Genomic DNA, 17,540 nt, shown 5'->3' on the forward strand with positions numbered 1-17,540 from the left:
GCGCCCCCTCACAGCTTGAATGTGGCGTTAACCATGGGCTCATAAGCCACGGTCGCCCGGAACATGGCAGATATCGGTGGAACCTGAACCTCCCCAAACACCTGCCGCCATGGGAATCGAATTAACTGCAAGGCGTACTCCGCGCTATCCAGACCATCGCCCGCGCCGGTTTCATCATGCTCAGCCAGAGCCGCGGATAGCCGCCGAATATCAACAACACCGGATGACCCCACGCGAAACGGCACATCTATGTCCTCCACGTCGAGGTAGCTGAAGTCGCTCTTCCTGCGGGGAGTCAGCGTTGCTGAGCGTTGGTTACCGTTATCCTCGTGTTTGAAGCCAAACTGGACGCCCTGGCGCGGTTCCTCCAGGTGAACAACTTTGGGAACACCATCAAACAGGCAGAGCAAAACGGCGGGGGCCAACCTTTCCAGACGCAGCAGCCGGATTCGTCGGGGATCGTCCTCTTCGAACCGGGCTTCGTCGCCCTCCTCCGGGTCTACATCAAAAGCCCGAACATGCATGCCCGGCCACCCGGATACGGCGGCGGAGCGAAGCAGAAATCCGGTAATGGGACCCGTTTGCCCAGTCAGACGTGGGGCGAGCGTGCGACGACGTACGTTGCGCTCTTCGGTATCCAGTTCGGCGCGGATGGCGTTGTATTGGGCATCCAGTTGGATGCGGTCGTCACTATTCACCGTGCCAACGCTGAGCGCGCCCTGGACCAACGCATCCGTCCAACGCCGATCCATGTAAAACCAGCGAATCGATTCTTGCGGGAGTAGTTCGGAGTCCGCCACCAGATTGGCAAATGGAACCCCGTTGAGCAGCCGCAAGCTGACTAACCAGTTCCTCAGCTCCGCGGGCATCGCGGTGTTTTGGTCAATCCTGAATTCGCTGAGCGGAGCCCGTGCGGTTTTTTCCAGCTCCTGGCCGAGGTTTTCGAGGATGTCCTGGTTTTTGTTGATCATGACTCGTCCTCATCCGTGAAATCTCTGGGGCGGTCCCGCAGGATCACATCCAGATTGTCATTCAAGCCCTCTCTGATCAGGCGATCTGTGACCGGAAATGCAGGGCCGGTCAGGTGTTCGTTGATCAGTTCATTCGACAGTGTGCTGGACACCAGATCGACACGCTGCCGGTCCAGATCCGCCTCCAGGGTGTCCCGCAAATCGACTTTGCCCAGTTCACGTGTAAGCAGGTCTTCTTTGGGCACTTGGACACCCCGCAAACCCTCGAAAACTTTGTTCAGGTCGCCGACGAATAAGGCCGGCGGCAGCCCCAACCCCCGAGCAAGCACGGTGGTGGGCTGACCATTGAATTCCAGAGGCCGTCCCGGTCCGACTTGGGGCATTGGATTTCCCAGAAACTTTTCAGGGGTTCTCACAACAGCATCGGCAAAGAAACGCCCTGAAAGCCGGCCCAGATGGCGGATGTCGATTTGATCAATGCTTGCCCCGAGCACCTCCTCCCAGAGAGTTCTGTTTTTTATGAGCAGGGACTTCAGTCGGGCAGCGTGATAGTCGTTTTGTCGCCACCGCATCAACGAAGCGATGATGGACGGTTGAGACAGTGTGAGAAGACGGCCCGTTTCAAAGGCAGTGGCCAGTGACAGATCTTCCCGGCCATCCGGTATAACCACTCGTAGCTGGTCTGAACTGTGTGCCAGCTTCAGTCGATCAGCACTGGAATTTCGGGTGGGATGCGGCACCAGCGGTCCTCTGTACCAGGACCGTACCTTGTCACCCTCACGGGTTTGGTGGCCCAGACCGACATGCCCACTTTCGGCAACCTCCAGAGGCAGGCGGCCACTCACGGATTTCTGACCTGGCCCAACATCGCCAAGCAGACGGGAGTCCAGGTTTTCCATCAATGATCGGAAGGTGGTGTCGCCGGTCGTGGTGAAACTCCAGTGCAGTAAAACCGGGAACCGATATTCGGGGTCCAAAGGCAGGACCTCGAAGGTTTGAATCACCCGAAAGGGCTCGGCCATATTGAGAGCAATGTCTGCCGAAGTGGAGCCTTTGGACTTTTTGATGGCCCAGGTACCGGAGCCGGAATATGGGACCGCGCCGGCAGTTGCCGCAGCACCGGACTTGAATTGTGTCGATCGGGAGCCTTTGACGCCCGGCGCCAGAGGCACCGGCTGAGTCAGATTCTGAAGGTCACCGGCATTGATTCCCGCGGCCCGTGGAGCCAGAGCCGTGCCCATCACCTGATGGTCGTCGTAACTGGCCATACTCTGGTGAACGGTACTCTTGACCATGAAAGGTGTAACGAACGACGGCACCGGATCCGGGGACCGATCCAACAGCACATCGTATTGGCCCTCAAGATTCACCAGGCAGGCCAGATACTTCACCGGGGCATCATTGCCGTCTTCGTCCTTACCCGGCACAGGCAGTCGGTTGCTGATGACAACGGCAAGAAACCCGTCATCATCACCCATCATCAGTTCGGTATCGTGGATGTCTACTTCCCGGGCATGAGCCAGCAGGTCCACGTCGTTTTTGGTGGGAAAAACCTTATCGATGATTGATTTTCTGATGGCCAGACAGTTGCCCTTGGCGGCTTCTTTTAATCCGTCGAGTTCAACGCCCTCGGTTACGCAATTCGCGACATCAACGCCGGTTTCCAGCCTGGCTTCCCCTTCGGCGATGAGCACAAGTGCCAACCAGGGTGTATTGGCGGGTGCACCGTCAAGGCGGCGCTCCCATGGCAGAGTCCGCCTTTTGATGACCACCTGTGGCAGGCGGCTGCCATAGCTACCAAAAGAATTGGCCGGTGGATAGGTCGACAGAATCTGATCAGGCGGCAGAATGTAGCGCGGCGACCGAATCCTGAGGTGGATATTCTCCTCGTCCACCTTCAGCGCACTGGCATCCAGACTGGCCTCCGGCGTTTGCGCTGAGAATTTCTGGTTGGCCCTTATACGCCACAGTCCCGCCTCAAGAGGCGGATTCAGTTTGGCGTAGAGCTTGAATTTTCCTTCACCAACAGGCATCGCTTGCTTCCTTCTTGCTATCCTCTTTCGCCGGTCTCTGCGTGGATCTGCCCGGCGTTAATCGTCCTGTGCCGGCACCCATTCGATCTCACAGTTGCTGCCGCCAACGGCGCGCAGCCTTGAAACCGTTGCGGGCAATCCCTTTTCCGCAATCAATTCGGCCATCGCCTCAGCCGAGGCGACCGCCCCAATCATTCCCGCAATTTCACGGGCGCCGCCCTGCAGGGCCCGAACGGAAACACCGGAATAACCGGCAAGGGAATTGATTTCAAACAGCAGCACCGAGCGCGCCCCTGCCTGAACAACCACCGGCTGAACCGGCTGCCTGAGGTGCCGTGCACCGTGCAGCTCTATTTCCACATCACTGGCAGACCGACCCTCACCGGCTTTCAGAATCACACCAACACAGGTAACCGTGTGATCAAACCGGGTAGACACGGCAGCCGCACCACGCACCACATTCTGGGCCAGATGCCACCCCACGGAGGCTCTTCCGGCTGTGCCGTTCAGCGACAGAACGCATCCGGCCCCCAGCGCTGATCGACCGGTCAGGCGAACCAGTCTGGATTGATCGTGCCAGCCCACAATTCTCAGACCAGTGGCGCGACCATCGCCTCCACCACTGGCCTGCACGGCAATTGTCGCAGTGTGTTTCGGAACGGCGATCTGACGATCCTGAACCTGCTCATCGGCAACCACAGCACCATTGCCCAATAACATGACCACTCGTGCCGCGCCGGTGATCTTGAGTTCAGGCCGGGTATCTTCCCCATCAATTGCGGCATCCGGAGATCGCATGGTGACTATATCTCCCGGGCGCAGTTTGCTACCGGGCGCCTGGGGGACCGGTCCAGCTCCTGTTCCGAGGCCCTTCACATAGGCGGCCCCCGCACCCGAGCCAACCCGGCCGCCGAGATACGTCTGGCTGGCGCTGGTAACGCTGGTGCGAGGTACAGAGCCACGAACAACGACCGTCAGATCGTTGAAGCTGGACGGAGCATGGGTTGTGTTTAGTTTGATCGGCAGACTGCGGCCCAGTCGGCCGCGAACGGATTCGGTGGACGGTGCCGGACGGCGCTTGATGCGTTTATCCGCAACGGTTGTGGTCGCATCCCGCAAGGCTACGCCCGCCCCGTTGCTCATGAATCCGGTCACGAACGGCTTCGTTGGTTTGATGACCCGGGGGCTCTCATCCAGAGACATGAAGGCGGTCGATCCGTTGCTGGCATTCGACGCCTCCAGGCCATCCATCAGTGTGCCAAACATGGGTGGCGCGGTGCGGGAGCTCTCGTAGATAGCCTGCGCTTTGGCACTGCGCTGCCCTGTGGCCAGAAGCCCCTCGGGTAACGCGCCGGTGCCGTCCGCAAACAGATACTTCCGGGCTTCAATAAAGGCTTCATCAATGCTCGCGCTCTCGGCAACAACTCCCAAAGCGGTGGCCCGGTTCAGGTTGTCGGCCCGCAACGTACCGGCGGCAGACAACGGAAGTGGGCGCCGGCCTGCTTCAACCCGGTAGTAATCGATTTCCGGGCCGGTTTGCGAACTCATGTCCGCCTCGGCAACCATCTTTAACCGGCTGCCAGCGAAAATAACCTCGCCTTTCGGAATGGGACTGGAGGGTTGCTCGGGATCTTCTGGCGGCCCCCAAACACCGATCGGGAAGGCTTCCAGGCCATAGGTAGGACCTTCCTCGGCAGTCTTTTCGTCCTTCATGCCCTCCACCAAGGGGCGCAGGTCCGAGGTGCGATCCGTCCATGTGTTTCCAACCCTGCGCTCAAGGCGAATTTCCAACTCACCCTTCAACCCGGCGGCGTTCATTGGGCTCAGCCCCATCGCTACCGCGGCGCCACTCGGCAATTTGGGCGTAATGTCCTTGTCGATGGCCGGGTTGTTGAAGTCAAACCGGGTGACCGGGCCGGTTGCGACAACCGACACTTCGAACTCTGCGAAGACTTCGAAGGGCCGCTCATAACTACCGTCACTGGAGGGTGCCGAGGTTTCACCCTCCGTGGACGCGGGCAATGCCCCCTTACCCGCTGCCCCCGAGAGCGTCCGCGCCCGGCCCGGCGAGGTTTCTTCCAGATACTTGGGTACGAACTCATCCCAACCCACGAATATGCCGCGAATCTCGCGGGAACTGCCGAACTTCACCTTGATGTCGCAAGGACCTACTTCGATGGTCGCCTTGCCCCGGAAATCAGGCCCCTCGACCTCAATGCGAGCACCAAGACTGATGCTGATTCGAATGGTACCCAGGAAGGTTTTTATCTTCACACCGGCGGAAATGCGGGCGTAGGCGTCCGCCATGAAGTAGAACGGATCGAAATAGACAATGGCATTCGCACCAAAGGCTATGCGGGCCCAGGCGAAGCCAAAGTCGGCACTGACCTCCACTTCCACCCCTGCCATCAAGGCTTCTGATGTGAGGGCAAAGTAAGAGCCACCCTTGATCACAATGGCGTTGGACACCCGCCATTGCAGGCCCAACCTGGCAACAATCGGATACCCGTCACGCTGAAAGCTGGGATGATAGCCACCCAAGGTCAGAACAAACTGGCCCGCATTGGGGCCGAGCCACCAGGTAGCAAAAGCAAAGCCCCCCGTCAGTCGGACTTCGGGGTACAACAGCCAGCTATTGTCGGTAAGCTGCGCCTGAATCAGGAACAGCCCCTCCGAGGACGAGAACCGGGCTAGCAACCCCAGCTCAATGGATACCAGTGCGGCCTGGGGCCTGGGCAAAGCCATTCGAGCCAGACCAAAGAGATTGAGTTCCAACCCGTTGCCCACGGAAACCGACAACACCGCGACACCGTCCACCAGAGAAAAGCTGGTAAAACTGATGCCGGCGGCAAACCAGAAGTTACCCGGCTCCGGAGGGAAGTATTCGGCAAGCTTTCGCAACTCCTCCAATGGATCGGAGGACACGCTCGCCGCGGGATCCAGAGCCTTGATGAAGGGGTATTCGCCAAACTTTGACAGGTCATCCGGAACGCGTAGCCCCCGTTTGATACCCAGACCGCCCCCAATACCAGTCAGGAAGAAGGCGGGAGGACCACCAATGGGGCCTTGAATGGCACCGAATACAAAGAACGAAGGCAGCCCTTTGTCGTCGCTGTATCCGCCGAACAAGGAGAGTCCATACACCCCGAAGCGACCCATCAGCATTCCGACGTAGCCGATCTGTCCCTCCAGGTCTGTTTTCAGAAGACCACCAGCGATAGACAGACCACTGAAGTCCCCGGAAACACCCAGGCCTTTCAAATCGACCGCCCAGTTGGTCAACTCGAAAACGTCCCCACCGAGCCAGTGCAGGCCAAGCTCCTCAACCGATGCCGTTAGCCCGAACAGTGAGACGCGCGCATCGAACAGCAGCGAAATCCCGGTAACGGACCCATCAACTTCGGTGACATCAAAACCGAATTGCTCGAGATAAAGCGGGCCTAACTGTCTCTGGATCGCCAGCCACCAGGGGCCAGGCGGATCCCCTGCCCGCAATGAAATGCCAAGGTCGCCGCCCGGGTTCTTCTGAATCGCCAACGCCGGGCTGAAGGCAGGACGGGCCGAGGGCGACGCATCGTTTCCGGCGTCGCTCATGATGTTATTGGCAACCGCATTGTCGCCGCCAGCCGCCGAGGGCACGATGGCCAGCCCATCAAGCTGAACCTGAACGCCGCCACCTAACCCTGCCGGCACCGCCTCGCCGTATAAATGAACGCCGATGGCGTCGATACTCATAATACCCAGGTTCAGCAAAGGCCCTGCATTTTTGCCAACGCGAACGCCCAGACCAGCGATGGAGAAACCCGCATTCAGTTGAAAATCGCTGCCGACCTTTTCAACGAGCAAGATCGACAAACCCGGCGCGATTCCGGGCGACGTCACCCAGTTGGCGACCACTTCGAGATCCACCGTCGGGTCGCTGCCGCCGAGCGAAATACGCTCGCCCGGGGGCAAAGACACGAAGATGCCTGCAAGATCGCCGTTGCGGGTGAAGCCGACATCCACTTTGCCATCAATGGTAATTTTCAGGTTGTGGTCGGCCAGGTTGAAGCCGAGCTGGAACAGGCGCTTCAACAATGCTTCCGGGTCGACGATGTCGTCAAACAAAGTGGGATCAAGAGTTGGTGTGCCACCGGTGAACAGGACATCCTGCAGGGCATCAACCGCATCCGCTCCCAATGTACCAAGTGCTTCCAAGGTGACACCCGCTGCCATGGAAACAGCCTGGGACAGGAGCGCCAGGGCCACAGCTGCGGGCTCGCTGTCTTCTGTTTCACCGGACGGCGACTCTTCAACAACAACCACCCGCGGCGGCGTCTGATTCAAAGCCCACCGGAACTGAACGGACTGGTCACCCGCACCATCGGTGACGAGACCAAGGGCGGCCATTCGGGAGAAACCGGCGCCGGACACGCCGGCTTCAATTTTCGCTACAGGGCGAAGAATCAAACCATTGCCAACGTCGAATCCGCTTGCCACATAGGAAACAGCAACGGCAACGCCGCTCGCGCTGAGTCGCACCCGGTCGAATCCGACCGTTCCGACATCCGCTATCGAAAGAGCCGCGGCCAGTTCAATGGCAGGGCCCGTGGGGCTGGCATCCAGAGTGATCTCCACAGGATCCGTGCTACCCAGTGACAGTCGACAGATTCCCGTCGCAGGCGTCGATGTCGAAACGACAGTACCCGCAGGGTCGAGAGCATTGGCCAACTGCGAAATTGCGGTAACAACCAGATTGGGCAGGCGGGATAAAAGTACCCCGGCGGGGTCTGCGGCAAAGGTCTGAATTCTGGCGTCGGCAAACTGATTGGATTCCAGAAGATCCAATGCGCTACCCAACTCAAACACTGCCGTAGCCACATTTTTTTGCAGCGACGGCGTCGGGTTGGCCCTTTCGGCAATCAATGCGTTAAGCGCGACCGGGATGGCCATACCTGCTCCAGTCGCCAGAAGTGATCCCAGGCCCGGTCCCGAAGGGTAAATCTGCATGGGCGCTGCAGGGGCAGCCCGCAAGAGGTCGATGCGAATGTCTGGCGATAGGGAGATAGCAACGCCCTTCCCATCAAAGGTCGCCGAACTGGAAACGAGGGTGCTAATCGAGCCGTTGGTGGCTATGGACAGGCCGCCGCCCAGGCTGATGATGACCGGAGTCGCGCCCAATGAATGACTTGTTTCGATGGCGACGGCTACATTCAGTCGTTCTGAGGCCACCCCGTAGGTTACGGACACCTCATTACTGAAATCGAATCCGCCTCCGGTGAAGCCGGGTATCAACAACTGGCCGAGCGCATCGAACGCCTGAATCGCCTGGCCAAACGGGTCGGCCTTCCAGGGTGCAGCGCCTGTCTTCAGCCAACCCACCGGGTCCATAAACAACGCCCAGGGCAGCAACACCCTGCGTGAGGGCAGTTCAGAAGGCGGCGCCAGCAAATCCAGGCCATCCATTATCACCTCAATGGCGACCCTCGCATCGTCAGAAGCGGTTTCGCGGAGGTGATCAACCAATCCCGCCAGAAGCGTTGACGGGATGAACCCCGCTCCCAGTTTCGCCAGGGCGGCCTGCTCGGAAGTGCTTAGCGATGACAGAAGATTGATTGACGTCGCGGACAATGAACCAGGAGTTTGCCAGGCAATAGTCAGGGCGGGTGAAACTCCACCCGTTGCTGCACTGGCTACAAGCCGAAGACCACCCACATCCGGCTCGATTGCGCCGATGGAGCCGGAGATGGAGGCCGAGGATGCCGAAGCAAATAGCGTCAGGCCCAGTGGAACAAGGTCTGCCGCCACATGGTTTACGTCCAGAGCAAAGGCGCGGGAGTTCAGATCGACGGCAATGGTTGCCGCATCGAGTGCCCAGGATATCTCGGCGCCTGCGCCACCAAATCCGCCAAGCGCCCTTAGTGCGCCGGCAAGGTTGGCCGGAGATGCATCTACCGCCGCGTTGATTGCGGCACTGGTATCCAGAATAAGCTGATCAAAACCTTCCGGATCATAACCACCTCCGGCAACCAGCCCGATGTCGGCAAGCAGTTGGCTGAGATCCGGAGATGCCGCAGCCAAGCGCCCCACAACTTCGGCCAGAATCAAATGAACCTCAGACGTGGGCAAGCTCGGCGAGGCTACACCAGCCCCGCTTTCAATCACCCACTGGTCCCGCCGCACCCCGAAGCAGTTGGCCTCGTGCAGAACTATCCGGGCGCCAGATACCCGCGTGCTACCGGCCAAGGGCAGGTACAACCGGGCAGATACCCAGCGCACCTCAATGTCGTTCTGGCCGGCGCCCGGGCCACCAACAAGCCAACCATCCTGAACGCCGAAATGCAGATCCACGATGACCTGCCTATCTGTTTGCACCTCAAAGCCATCGCCACCGGGGCCTCGATCGCAGGTCGCCAGTTCCAGGATGGCCCCCGCCCCGAGGAAGACGCCGCCGAGATTGGCATCAATAACTGGCAGATCCACACCGGCGTGCAGTTTGGTTGGTGGCGTTGCCGGAGGCTCATAGGTTTCGTGGCGGTAGGCAATGGCACCGGCAACGGTTGCAGCAAGACCGGCTTCCAGGGCTTCGGCGTCAAGGGCGCCGAATACCGCGTCTACCGGAAGGCCGGACCGGATCGCTTGCTGGTCCGCCCGCAAAAGCTCATCAAGGCTGTCGGGTGTTAAACCGGCGGCCCGGGACGCCCGCTCAAGAACATAGCCAAACTGCAAGAGGGCGTTGGATTCTCCGGCAATCTCCTCTTCGTTAATCGTCTCGGGCTCTGGTCGCTGGAGCTGCAAGAGGAGCCGCAACGCGTCGCCGCTCAACCCCGACAACAAGCCATTCAGGGAAACCGGCGCCCAGGGCGCGCCTACCGTTACCACCCGATCAATCGAAGTGATCGTACTTGCCGCCTTGATGGCAGCCGCCCCGGCGGAACCGAAGGCAACAACCGTTATGGGCGTGGCCCGATCCTGCAACACCTCGATCAGGCGCTGGCATTGCTCGTCTATGGCACCACGATCAGGTCTCGCTGCCGCGGCTGTTGTTGGATTCGGCAGGCAGATGGACCAGTGTCCGTTGGCGGACGCCGGAACGCCGGGTCCGCTGACCTCTCCCCGAACATCCAGGCTGTCGCTTCCGAAACAGGTACTCCAGAGGTCCTCACAGCCCACGTAAACCACAGAGTCAGGTGCGCTTCCGAAGGCTTCCTGCGGCAACAGGTTGATGGCACCGAATGCCACCAGTTCACGATAGCTCAAGCCTCCAATGTCGATGCCATTCACACCGGTTGGCAGCGAGGCTGGGCGGCCGATCAGGCCGTCGGTACCGGTGAAGCGATCAATTAACGCCTGAAACCCCTCGTCCAGGCGGTTCCGGCCCGTCATCAGATCGGCGAGCTCCGGAAGCTCCGTACCTGCCGTCCGAATCGCTTCTGCAATGGAGGCCAACTCCGTCGGCTCGCTGGAATCGAAATTGCCAGCTGGAGGTTGATACCGCCCGCGGTGGATGTCGCAGCCAGGGTCCAGCCACACCGCAACGCCCGGCGCCCTGGAGTCTGCGGCAATGGCGGCTCGATACGGCGTGCGTTCATTGCCATTGCCCAGCGGTGCCCACTGGCGGAAGCCGCTGAAAAGGTATGAGAGCGGGCTCATCGCCACCCGAACATTGCTGCAATTCAGTACCAGATCACCCATCCAGGATTTCAGAGCAGCTTCCGGGTCGCTCAAAAGCTGCTCAATGGATAGACGAGCTCCCTCGCCGTTCCAGCCAATCAGGTCCGTAAGCGCGGTGATAATCGGCGAGCCCAGTCGCCGAAGCAACGCGGCCACCGCGTTTTCGATGCCCCCCCAATCCGCGCTAAAGCGGACCGTGCCATCGCTGCTGAACTCAGGCAGCGGCAACGGAACTTCGATGGTTGAACTGTCGGATGCATCGACGGCTTCAACTTCGACTGACAGGTCTGGCGCATCCACACGCACGGCAAAGCCCGTTGAAGCCCCCCAAACCACCGAGGCACCGATCGACCGGGCCGAGACATCAACCTGCCCCATATCCAGCCTGAGATCAGATCCATCGGCTTCCCGCAGCCGGGTGCCAGCGTTAATTCGGCTCAGGAACTCCGCACTCGGCGCCGAAAAATTCAGCCGCAACAACCTTGCGCTGACAAAAACGTCTGATCGCTTGTCGTCCAGAACAGTGTTTTCGAGGCGAGCTTCCAAATCAAAATTGATCCAATCACCGTCGATCGAAACCTCAAGCGCTACAGGGTCCAGATCAATGCTCCAGGGATCCGCTGCCGTCCCGGCGCCCGAAACACTGGTTGAGTTACCGGTGATGAGTTCCTGGGTTGACGTTAAAACAACCGCCATGGCTGCCGGCGAGGCAACGAGTGAATTCCAGTAGGCGGCCGTTTTACCCAGAGGGTCGGTCAGGAGTTCGATCGCCGAAGGGCCGGAGATACCGGTGGGCGGATCAAGCCCCAGCAGTTGGGAACAGATCTCGCCGGGGCGACCCAGAGTGGCCAATGCCGAAACCAAAGCACCGTCGACCAGGCTCTCGGCGGCGTCCAGCGCGGCATCGGGAGACGACAGATCCAATAGCTCATGATTGGTGCCGCCGAGCGTGACGTTGTGAGCCGTCAATGCAAAAGCCGGTTTTCCGCCGGTCAGAGTAATACCGGTTTTGATTGATCCAATTGCCGGGTCGCCCGCAAGCAGTGGCGACCCCATGCCCGCTACCTGCCCGAATACAGCAAGAAGCGACAAATTCGGCACGGCTTTGATACTGCCATCCAGGGTTGCCAGCGTAAGCAGGTCCACCTGCGCCTTCACTTCCGCCCCGGCCTGAGGTCTGAGCGAACCTTCCAGCCAGGGCGTGATGATCAATCCCCCGGCAGCTGACGACGCCACACGTAAACCAACGGCTCCGGCCAATGATCCGTCACTGAACTCAATGGCGCTTCGGCCAGAATTGACAGTACCGCCCAGCAGCGTGGCCCACTGGCCGAGCCAGGCATTGCGAGCGGGTGCGGAAGAAAGGATGGATTCAATCCAGCCGGTCAGCGCAGACACGCCATTTGTAATCAGTGACTCCAGCGGAAATGGTGGAATATTCGGAACAGATCTTAATCCCGCCAAACCGGTGAGCGCCGCAAACGGAGCGGTCGCCGCATTGGTGGTATCGAGCGCCTCGGCCTGGGCCTGAATCAGGCCCGTCATGAATTCCAGAAAATCGGAGCCCAGCTCGTTAATGTTATCCACGGTGAGCTCAAAATCCCTGGGCGCATTGGTGCCAGGGAGCTGAAGCCGTTCAAAACCGAGACTGAATTCCAGATCATCAGAGGGGCTGGTTGGAACGTCCACACCCACGGATACGGCGCCAATGTATAGGTCCCCTGGCGCAGGGGCATCGTTGGAAATAATGACTTTGATGGCTAATTCGATGTGCGCGTCGTCCCGACCCAACACCAGCCAATCGGGTTGCGCCCCGGAAATGTCCAGCGCTCCAGCGCCTTCCCGTTCGAACTGGAATACCGGAACATAGGCACTTACAGAGATTGCGGGCACTGAGCTAGCGCTGTCGTATTCGATGCCAAATCCGACTCTGGCGCCGTTGTCGGCCTCCTCCACCACTACGAAAACAGTCGCACCGGAGTCGCTGAAAAGCGGGACCCAGATAGCGCCCCCTTGCTCTTCCCTGTCCGGTGCTCCCAGCACGTCATCAACAAAAGCGATCAATGCCTCTCGCTGCTCGTCGAGGTACATCATCGAACTGAGGCCGCGCTTGCTACCGTTGGGATTGCCTAACGGGTCCTGGAACCAGTCACCCTGTAGTTCACCGTCTCGGGTCAGGCCAACTGCTTCCGCCAGTGTGCCAAAAACGTCCAGATTCTGGTCAGCACCCATGTCAGACTCCCGGCATCAGTGAAAACCGGGCAACAGGTTGCACCAGCATTTTGTTCGGAGCAGCGGCGATCGCGCCAGGAACCAGCGGCAAACCACGCTTGTCGTTGCCAACCTCGGCGCAGAACACGGAAGCGACTTCCAGCACGGACTCCCAGGCGAACGCCTGAATCGCGTCCCGCCAGGCCAATATAAGTTCTTCCGGGCCCTCGAGGTCTTCGAACGTGGACATAACAAGGCCGCTTGGCGACTGTTTGGTGCCAACGCCAATCGGTACCGGAATACTGAGCTTTCCATGCTCTTCGCATTCCGCGCTCACCGTTACCGTGATAACGCCGCTGGAGAATTGAATACGGGTTTGGTCACTGTGGATGAGCAGCTCGCTGTCGCCTTTGGTCCAGACAACCAGGGGTGTGCTGTTTCGCGGCAAATCGAGAACCAGTCGAACCACTTCCGAAAGCACACGCTGGGCGTCTTTACCGGGAACAGTCAGCAGGTCTGGTGACAGGTCACCGACATCAAGCAGAACATCAGCATCGATGCGGTTTAGCCAATCGAATTGGGAGAAGTCGACGGTGATAAAGCGGGCGAAATTTGCCATAGCGATCCCTCGCAGCGAATGTCTTGCGCAGGTTTCGAGACCGGCAGGAAAAACATCCTTCTTTCCCGTGGTAGCCGGACTGCAGCATCAAAACCCTGTTGCGTAGATTCAGGCCATAGGCCCCGGAAACAGCAAACAGCGTCATGAATTCAAGCTATGACATAAGGGAGTATAGGCAGGGTGAAGGAGGGTGCAAAAAAATTGGATAAATTTTAATCAAATGAGCCGATTAATCATACATATCATGAGTATCGGATCATGATTAACGGGCTTTCAAGGCCCCGGAATACCCGCTTCGGCGTTGGTCAAGAAAGGTCGCAGGTACGTCAAATCAGGCATGCGCCTTCCAAAATAATGTGAAAATCTGGTGACTGCGCAGAGTCATTCAAAACCTGCCTCAACCATTCAGCCACCGCTTGGCCTCAGCTATCACAGTATTCATTCTCGCCTGAAGTGATCGATTCCGGGGAACGCTGAGATACAACGTTTCGCTGACCGGGTGAGAGAGACGATGAGCTTTGATGCCCTCAGACTTTTCAAAGGCCTCAACGGCATGTGCTGGTAAAACAGCAAAGCCCAGCCCCAGGCTGACCGGCTCCAGGATCAAACCGATCTGGTTCGAGAACCCCTTTCTGGGAAACAGGCTACTGTGCTGAAACTCGGTGTAATTGGCACCAAGAAGCAAGCCGGCGTGATGACTTCCATCAGGGTGGTCGATAAACCCGAGGGTCATCAACGTCTCCCAATCCGGTTCTTCGACCGTAGCAGGTGTTACCAACAGCAGTGATTCTTGCGCGATGGGCGTACAACTCACTTCCGCCAGGGTAGATTTTGCCGTCATGAATCCGATATCAACAGTGGATTCGGCGATTGCCTTTTCCACATCAGGATTCGGCGCAAACCGGTAATCAATAATGAGCTTCGGGTGCTTGCTCTGCAGCGACAACAAATGAGGATACAGCTTCAGCCCCACACTTCCCGGAGACATAAGCCGCACAGTTCCCTCATAGGGCGGGTCCTCACCAACTGTTTGCTCAAGATTCGACAACGCCAGGAGAATGTCCTGCGCCTCGGCATAAAGCTTTTCGCCGGCACCCGAAAGCGAAAATTGTTTCCCCTGTCTGACGAGCAATTCCGTACCAAGCTGCTCCTCAAGCTTACGCACATGCTGACTTACCCCCGATTGTGTCATGTGGAGACGTTCGGCTGTGCGGGTGAAATGTCCCACTTCAACCAGCGTGCAAAACGAGCGTAACCAGGTGGTATTTATCATTACTTTTCGTAATCTTTTAAAGAATAAATGATAATTTTAGCTGATAAACACCAGCATGTAACCTGCTCTCAGTCTCACTAAAGGAGGACAGGCAATGAGCAACGTGTACCCAAGAAATTTCTCGCACATCGGCATATCCGTGCCGGACCTTGAGCAAGCCGTGAAGTTCTACACAGAGGTTATGGGTTGGTATTTGATTATGGAACCAACCGAGATCGAAGAGGACGAAAGCGCCATTGGGGAGATGTGCACCGATGTTTTCGGTGCCGGCTGGGGAAGCTTCCGTATTGCTCATTTATCGACGGGCGACAGAATCGGTGTGGAGCTTTTTCAATTTAAAAACCAGACCAACCCGGAAGACAATTTCGAGTACTGGAAAACCGGCATCTTTCACTTTTGTGTGCAAGACCCGAACGTCGAGGAATTGGCTGACCGTATTTTGGCTGCTGGCGGGAAAAAACGCATGGAGAAGCCGCGCTACTATTATCCCGGCGAGAAGCCCTACCGGATGATCTATATGGAAGACCCGTTTGGCAACATTTTAGAGATCTATAGCCACAGCTATGAGTTGATATACAGCGAGGGTGCCTACTGATAAAGGCCAGAACAGTTCAAGGGGGCTTTCCGAGGCGGAGAGCCTCCTGGATTTACCAATACTGAGGATCGTTGAATGCCTCAACGCAACACGCCTGCCCCAGTGGGAGTTTAATACTGCCGCCATCCAACGACTGCCCCAGCCACCCCTCTGGATGGGTTAATTTAAATGGCGCTTCCGCAACCTCTTGAGGTACGTGTTCGAAACCCGCTTTTGAATAGTAGTTCGGATCACCATAGGTGAAAATGAGTTCGACACCCCGTTCACGCAAGTGCTCAATGCCAAAATTAATCAGTTTTTGACCAACGCCTTTCCCCTGATGGTCTGTATCAACGGCTACCGGTGACAACATAAATGCGTTTACGCGGGAGCCGAACGACAATCTCGTGAAAAAGATACACCCGACTATCTGCCCTTGCTCGGTAGCGATGAACCCGAACATGTCATCGGTTTCGGTCCCGTTCATCAACTCATGCACCAGATGGCCAATCAGCTTTTCCTCGGACTCACCTTCCGAATCAGAGAATGTCCGGGTAAACAGGACCTCGATTTCCTGACGATCAGACTCGCTAGACTTCGAGAATTTCATGGCTTGAAAACCCTATTGAGTTCCTTGAAGAACAGGCCGTTTTTATACATAACGGGAAGCAGTGGAAAAATTGTCCGGCGACAGCGGCTGGCTATGGATTATTCGTAGTGGCTCCAGAGCCTGAGGACTTTCACCACTTGCTCGTCCTCTAGCACTTGGTAGACCAGACGGTGCTGAATATTGATTCGGCGTGAATAGGCTCCCGAAAGATCACCTATGAGCTTCTCAAGCGGAGGGGGCTTGCGGTATGGATCTTCTGCTATAAGCGCCAACACTTCCTGGGCTTTTGGTTTGAGACCGCTGAAGGCCAGCTTTTTTGCATCTTTCTGGGCTTGCTTGGTGTAAACCAACTTCCATGTCACCAGTCCAGCTCCTCATCGCATTCATCCTCGGGGGTATCCATCCCCTCACGAATAGACTCCCGCATACCAGGCACGGAGAGCAGGTAAAGCGTTTCCTGAATTGCAGACCAGTCTTCCTCGGAAACCAGGACGGCTTTGTTCCGCTTACCCATGATGACGATTGGTTGGTGGGACTCGGCGGTCTCGTCGATCAACCGATATAGGTTGCTGCGCGCCTCAGTTGCTGTGATTCCGGTCATGACGCACCTCTTGTATGTTCAACTTTTAAACAAGTGTACGCTCTTGGGTACGTACGTCAAGGCGAACGTATTGCATAACGCCCTGGCTTTGCGGAGCGGCGAAGCGCCAGCTCAGGCGCGTCCGACAAGAGCCTTTGGCTAAATTCTTGAATGCGCACTATCATGCGCATAAACTGAGGCCATGCATTAAATAGCCACTTGGAGGCTGGAATGGCCGAACTCTACAACACAGCCGCACCGAAAAAAGCTGCGAACCTCTCAGTCAATAGCGATCTACTGCGTAAGACCCGTGAACTGAACATTAACTTGTCTGCTACCCTGGAGCGAGCCCTGAAAGAAGAGCTTGCCAAACGCGAAGCAGAACAATGGGTTGAAGAAAACAGGTCTGCGATAAAAAGTTATAACGATTTTGTCGAACAACATGGATGCTTCGGCGATGAATTCAGGGAATTTTGATGGCACAGTTCGATGTATACCTCAACCCAAGTAAAACTAGCAAAGCTCACTACCCTTACCTTGTCGATATTCAAAGCAGCCTGCTGAGCGAACTGGCAACTCGTATCGTCATTCCTTTGGGGAAACGCTCCGCATTCGGTGGCGAAGCCATGCAAGGACTCACCCCAGAAATCAGCTTTGCAGACCAGGAGCTTCTCCTGTTGACCCCGCAAATTTCCTCTGTTTCTGAAAAGCATCTCAACAATCCGATTGGTTCTCTATCACATTTCAGAGATCAGATTGTTGGAGCCCTAGACATGGCTATCACTGGCATTTAGCAGCTAATTACACGAACGCGTTCGTATATCACCCGTTTATCAAACTCCTAAAACTGTTTTTGGAGTGCAAAGCACAGTTGACGAAGGCTTCTAACTCTCCCAGTTACTGGCTGGAATTCGCTTAACGTGGATGTGGCTGATAAGCCGGATGATGAGCTCTTCCCTGCCGAGCTTCAGGGTCAGGGGGTTATCGGTGCGGTTTTCAACCATTCGTCTGGTGGT

General features: G+C 57.3%; 11 protein-coding genes. 3 read left to right on the plus strand and 8 right to left on the minus strand.

The window, feature by feature from the left end:
- Positions 1 to 8: 8 nt before the first annotated feature.
- The 5 genes from KYE_RS07805 to KYE_RS07825 all read right to left on the minus strand — a co-directional run bounded on the left by KYE_RS07805 (position 9) and on the right by KYE_RS07825 (position 14,760).
- Positions 9 to 971, minus strand: a complete 963-nt coding sequence (locus KYE_RS07805) for a hypothetical protein (RefSeq protein ID WP_039881919.1) — start codon at positions 969 to 971, stop codon at positions 9 to 11.
- On the minus strand, positions 968 to 3,004 hold the full coding sequence (locus KYE_RS07810; protein ID WP_039881920.1) for a hypothetical protein: 2,037 nt from the start codon (positions 3,002 to 3,004) through the stop codon (positions 968 to 970). Before KYE_RS07810 ends, KYE_RS07805 begins: the two co-directional genes overlap by 4 nt.
- A gap of 57 nt (positions 3,005 to 3,061) precedes the next feature.
- The gene (locus KYE_RS07815; protein ID WP_008172100.1) at positions 3,062 to 12,889 is read right to left on the minus strand and encodes a DUF6603 domain-containing protein; all 9,828 of its coding nucleotides are present in this window, start codon (positions 12,887 to 12,889) and stop codon (positions 3,062 to 3,064) included.
- Position 12,890: 1 nt separating this feature from the next.
- Entirely contained in the window at positions 12,891 to 13,487 is a 597-nt protein-coding gene (locus KYE_RS07820; RefSeq protein ID WP_008172101.1) for a hypothetical protein, read from the minus strand.
- Between the two features lie 397 nt (positions 13,488 to 13,884).
- Positions 13,885 to 14,760, minus strand: coding sequence for a LysR family transcriptional regulator (locus KYE_RS07825; RefSeq protein ID WP_039881921.1), 876 nt, complete (start codon positions 14,758 to 14,760; stop codon positions 13,885 to 13,887).
- Positions 14,761 to 14,854: 94 nt separating this feature from the next.
- Here KYE_RS07825 and KYE_RS07830 point away from each other — a divergent pair, with 94 nt between their 5' ends.
- Positions 14,855 to 15,355 (plus strand): lactoylglutathione lyase family protein, encoded by a 501-nt coding sequence (locus KYE_RS07830; RefSeq protein ID WP_008172104.1) that lies wholly within the window; start codon positions 14,855 to 14,857, stop codon positions 15,353 to 15,355.
- A gap of 52 nt (positions 15,356 to 15,407) precedes the next feature.
- On the opposite strand, the gene KYE_RS07835 is transcribed toward KYE_RS07830, so the two are convergent.
- The 3 genes from KYE_RS07835 to KYE_RS07845 all read right to left on the minus strand — a co-directional run bounded on the left by KYE_RS07835 (position 15,408) and on the right by KYE_RS07845 (position 16,545).
- Positions 15,408 to 15,944, minus strand: a complete 537-nt coding sequence (locus KYE_RS07835; protein ID WP_008172106.1) for a GNAT family N-acetyltransferase — start codon at positions 15,942 to 15,944, stop codon at positions 15,408 to 15,410.
- A 98-nt stretch (positions 15,945 to 16,042) separates the two neighbouring features.
- Positions 16,043 to 16,306: a Txe/YoeB family addiction module toxin gene (locus tag KYE_RS07840; protein WP_008172108.1), complete on the minus strand. Its 264-nt coding sequence runs from the start codon at positions 16,304 to 16,306 to the stop codon at positions 16,043 to 16,045.
- Positions 16,303 to 16,545 carry a type II toxin-antitoxin system Phd/YefM family antitoxin gene (locus tag KYE_RS07845; protein ID WP_008172109.1) on the minus strand — a complete coding sequence of 81 codons (243 nt, stop codon included), beginning with the start codon at positions 16,543 to 16,545 and terminating at the stop codon, positions 16,303 to 16,305. The genes KYE_RS07840 and KYE_RS07845 overlap by 4 nt, the downstream gene beginning before the upstream one ends.
- A gap of 210 nt (positions 16,546 to 16,755) precedes the next feature.
- On the opposite strand from KYE_RS07845, the gene KYE_RS07850 reads away from it, so the two are divergent.
- Positions 16,756 to 17,001 carry a type II toxin-antitoxin system CcdA family antitoxin gene (locus KYE_RS07850; protein WP_008172111.1) on the plus strand — a complete coding sequence of 82 codons (246 nt, stop codon included), beginning with the start codon at positions 16,756 to 16,758 and terminating at the stop codon, positions 16,999 to 17,001.
- Positions 17,001 to 17,318, plus strand: coding sequence for a CcdB family protein (locus KYE_RS07855; protein WP_008172112.1), 318 nt, complete (start codon positions 17,001 to 17,003; stop codon positions 17,316 to 17,318). Before KYE_RS07850 ends, KYE_RS07855 begins: the two co-directional genes overlap by 1 nt.
- The last annotated feature ends 222 nt before the right edge of the window (positions 17,319 to 17,540 follow it).

Source organism: Marinobacter manganoxydans MnI7-9 (assembly GCF_000235625.1).
GTDB lineage: Bacteria > Pseudomonadota > Gammaproteobacteria > Pseudomonadales > Oleiphilaceae > Marinobacter > Marinobacter manganoxydans.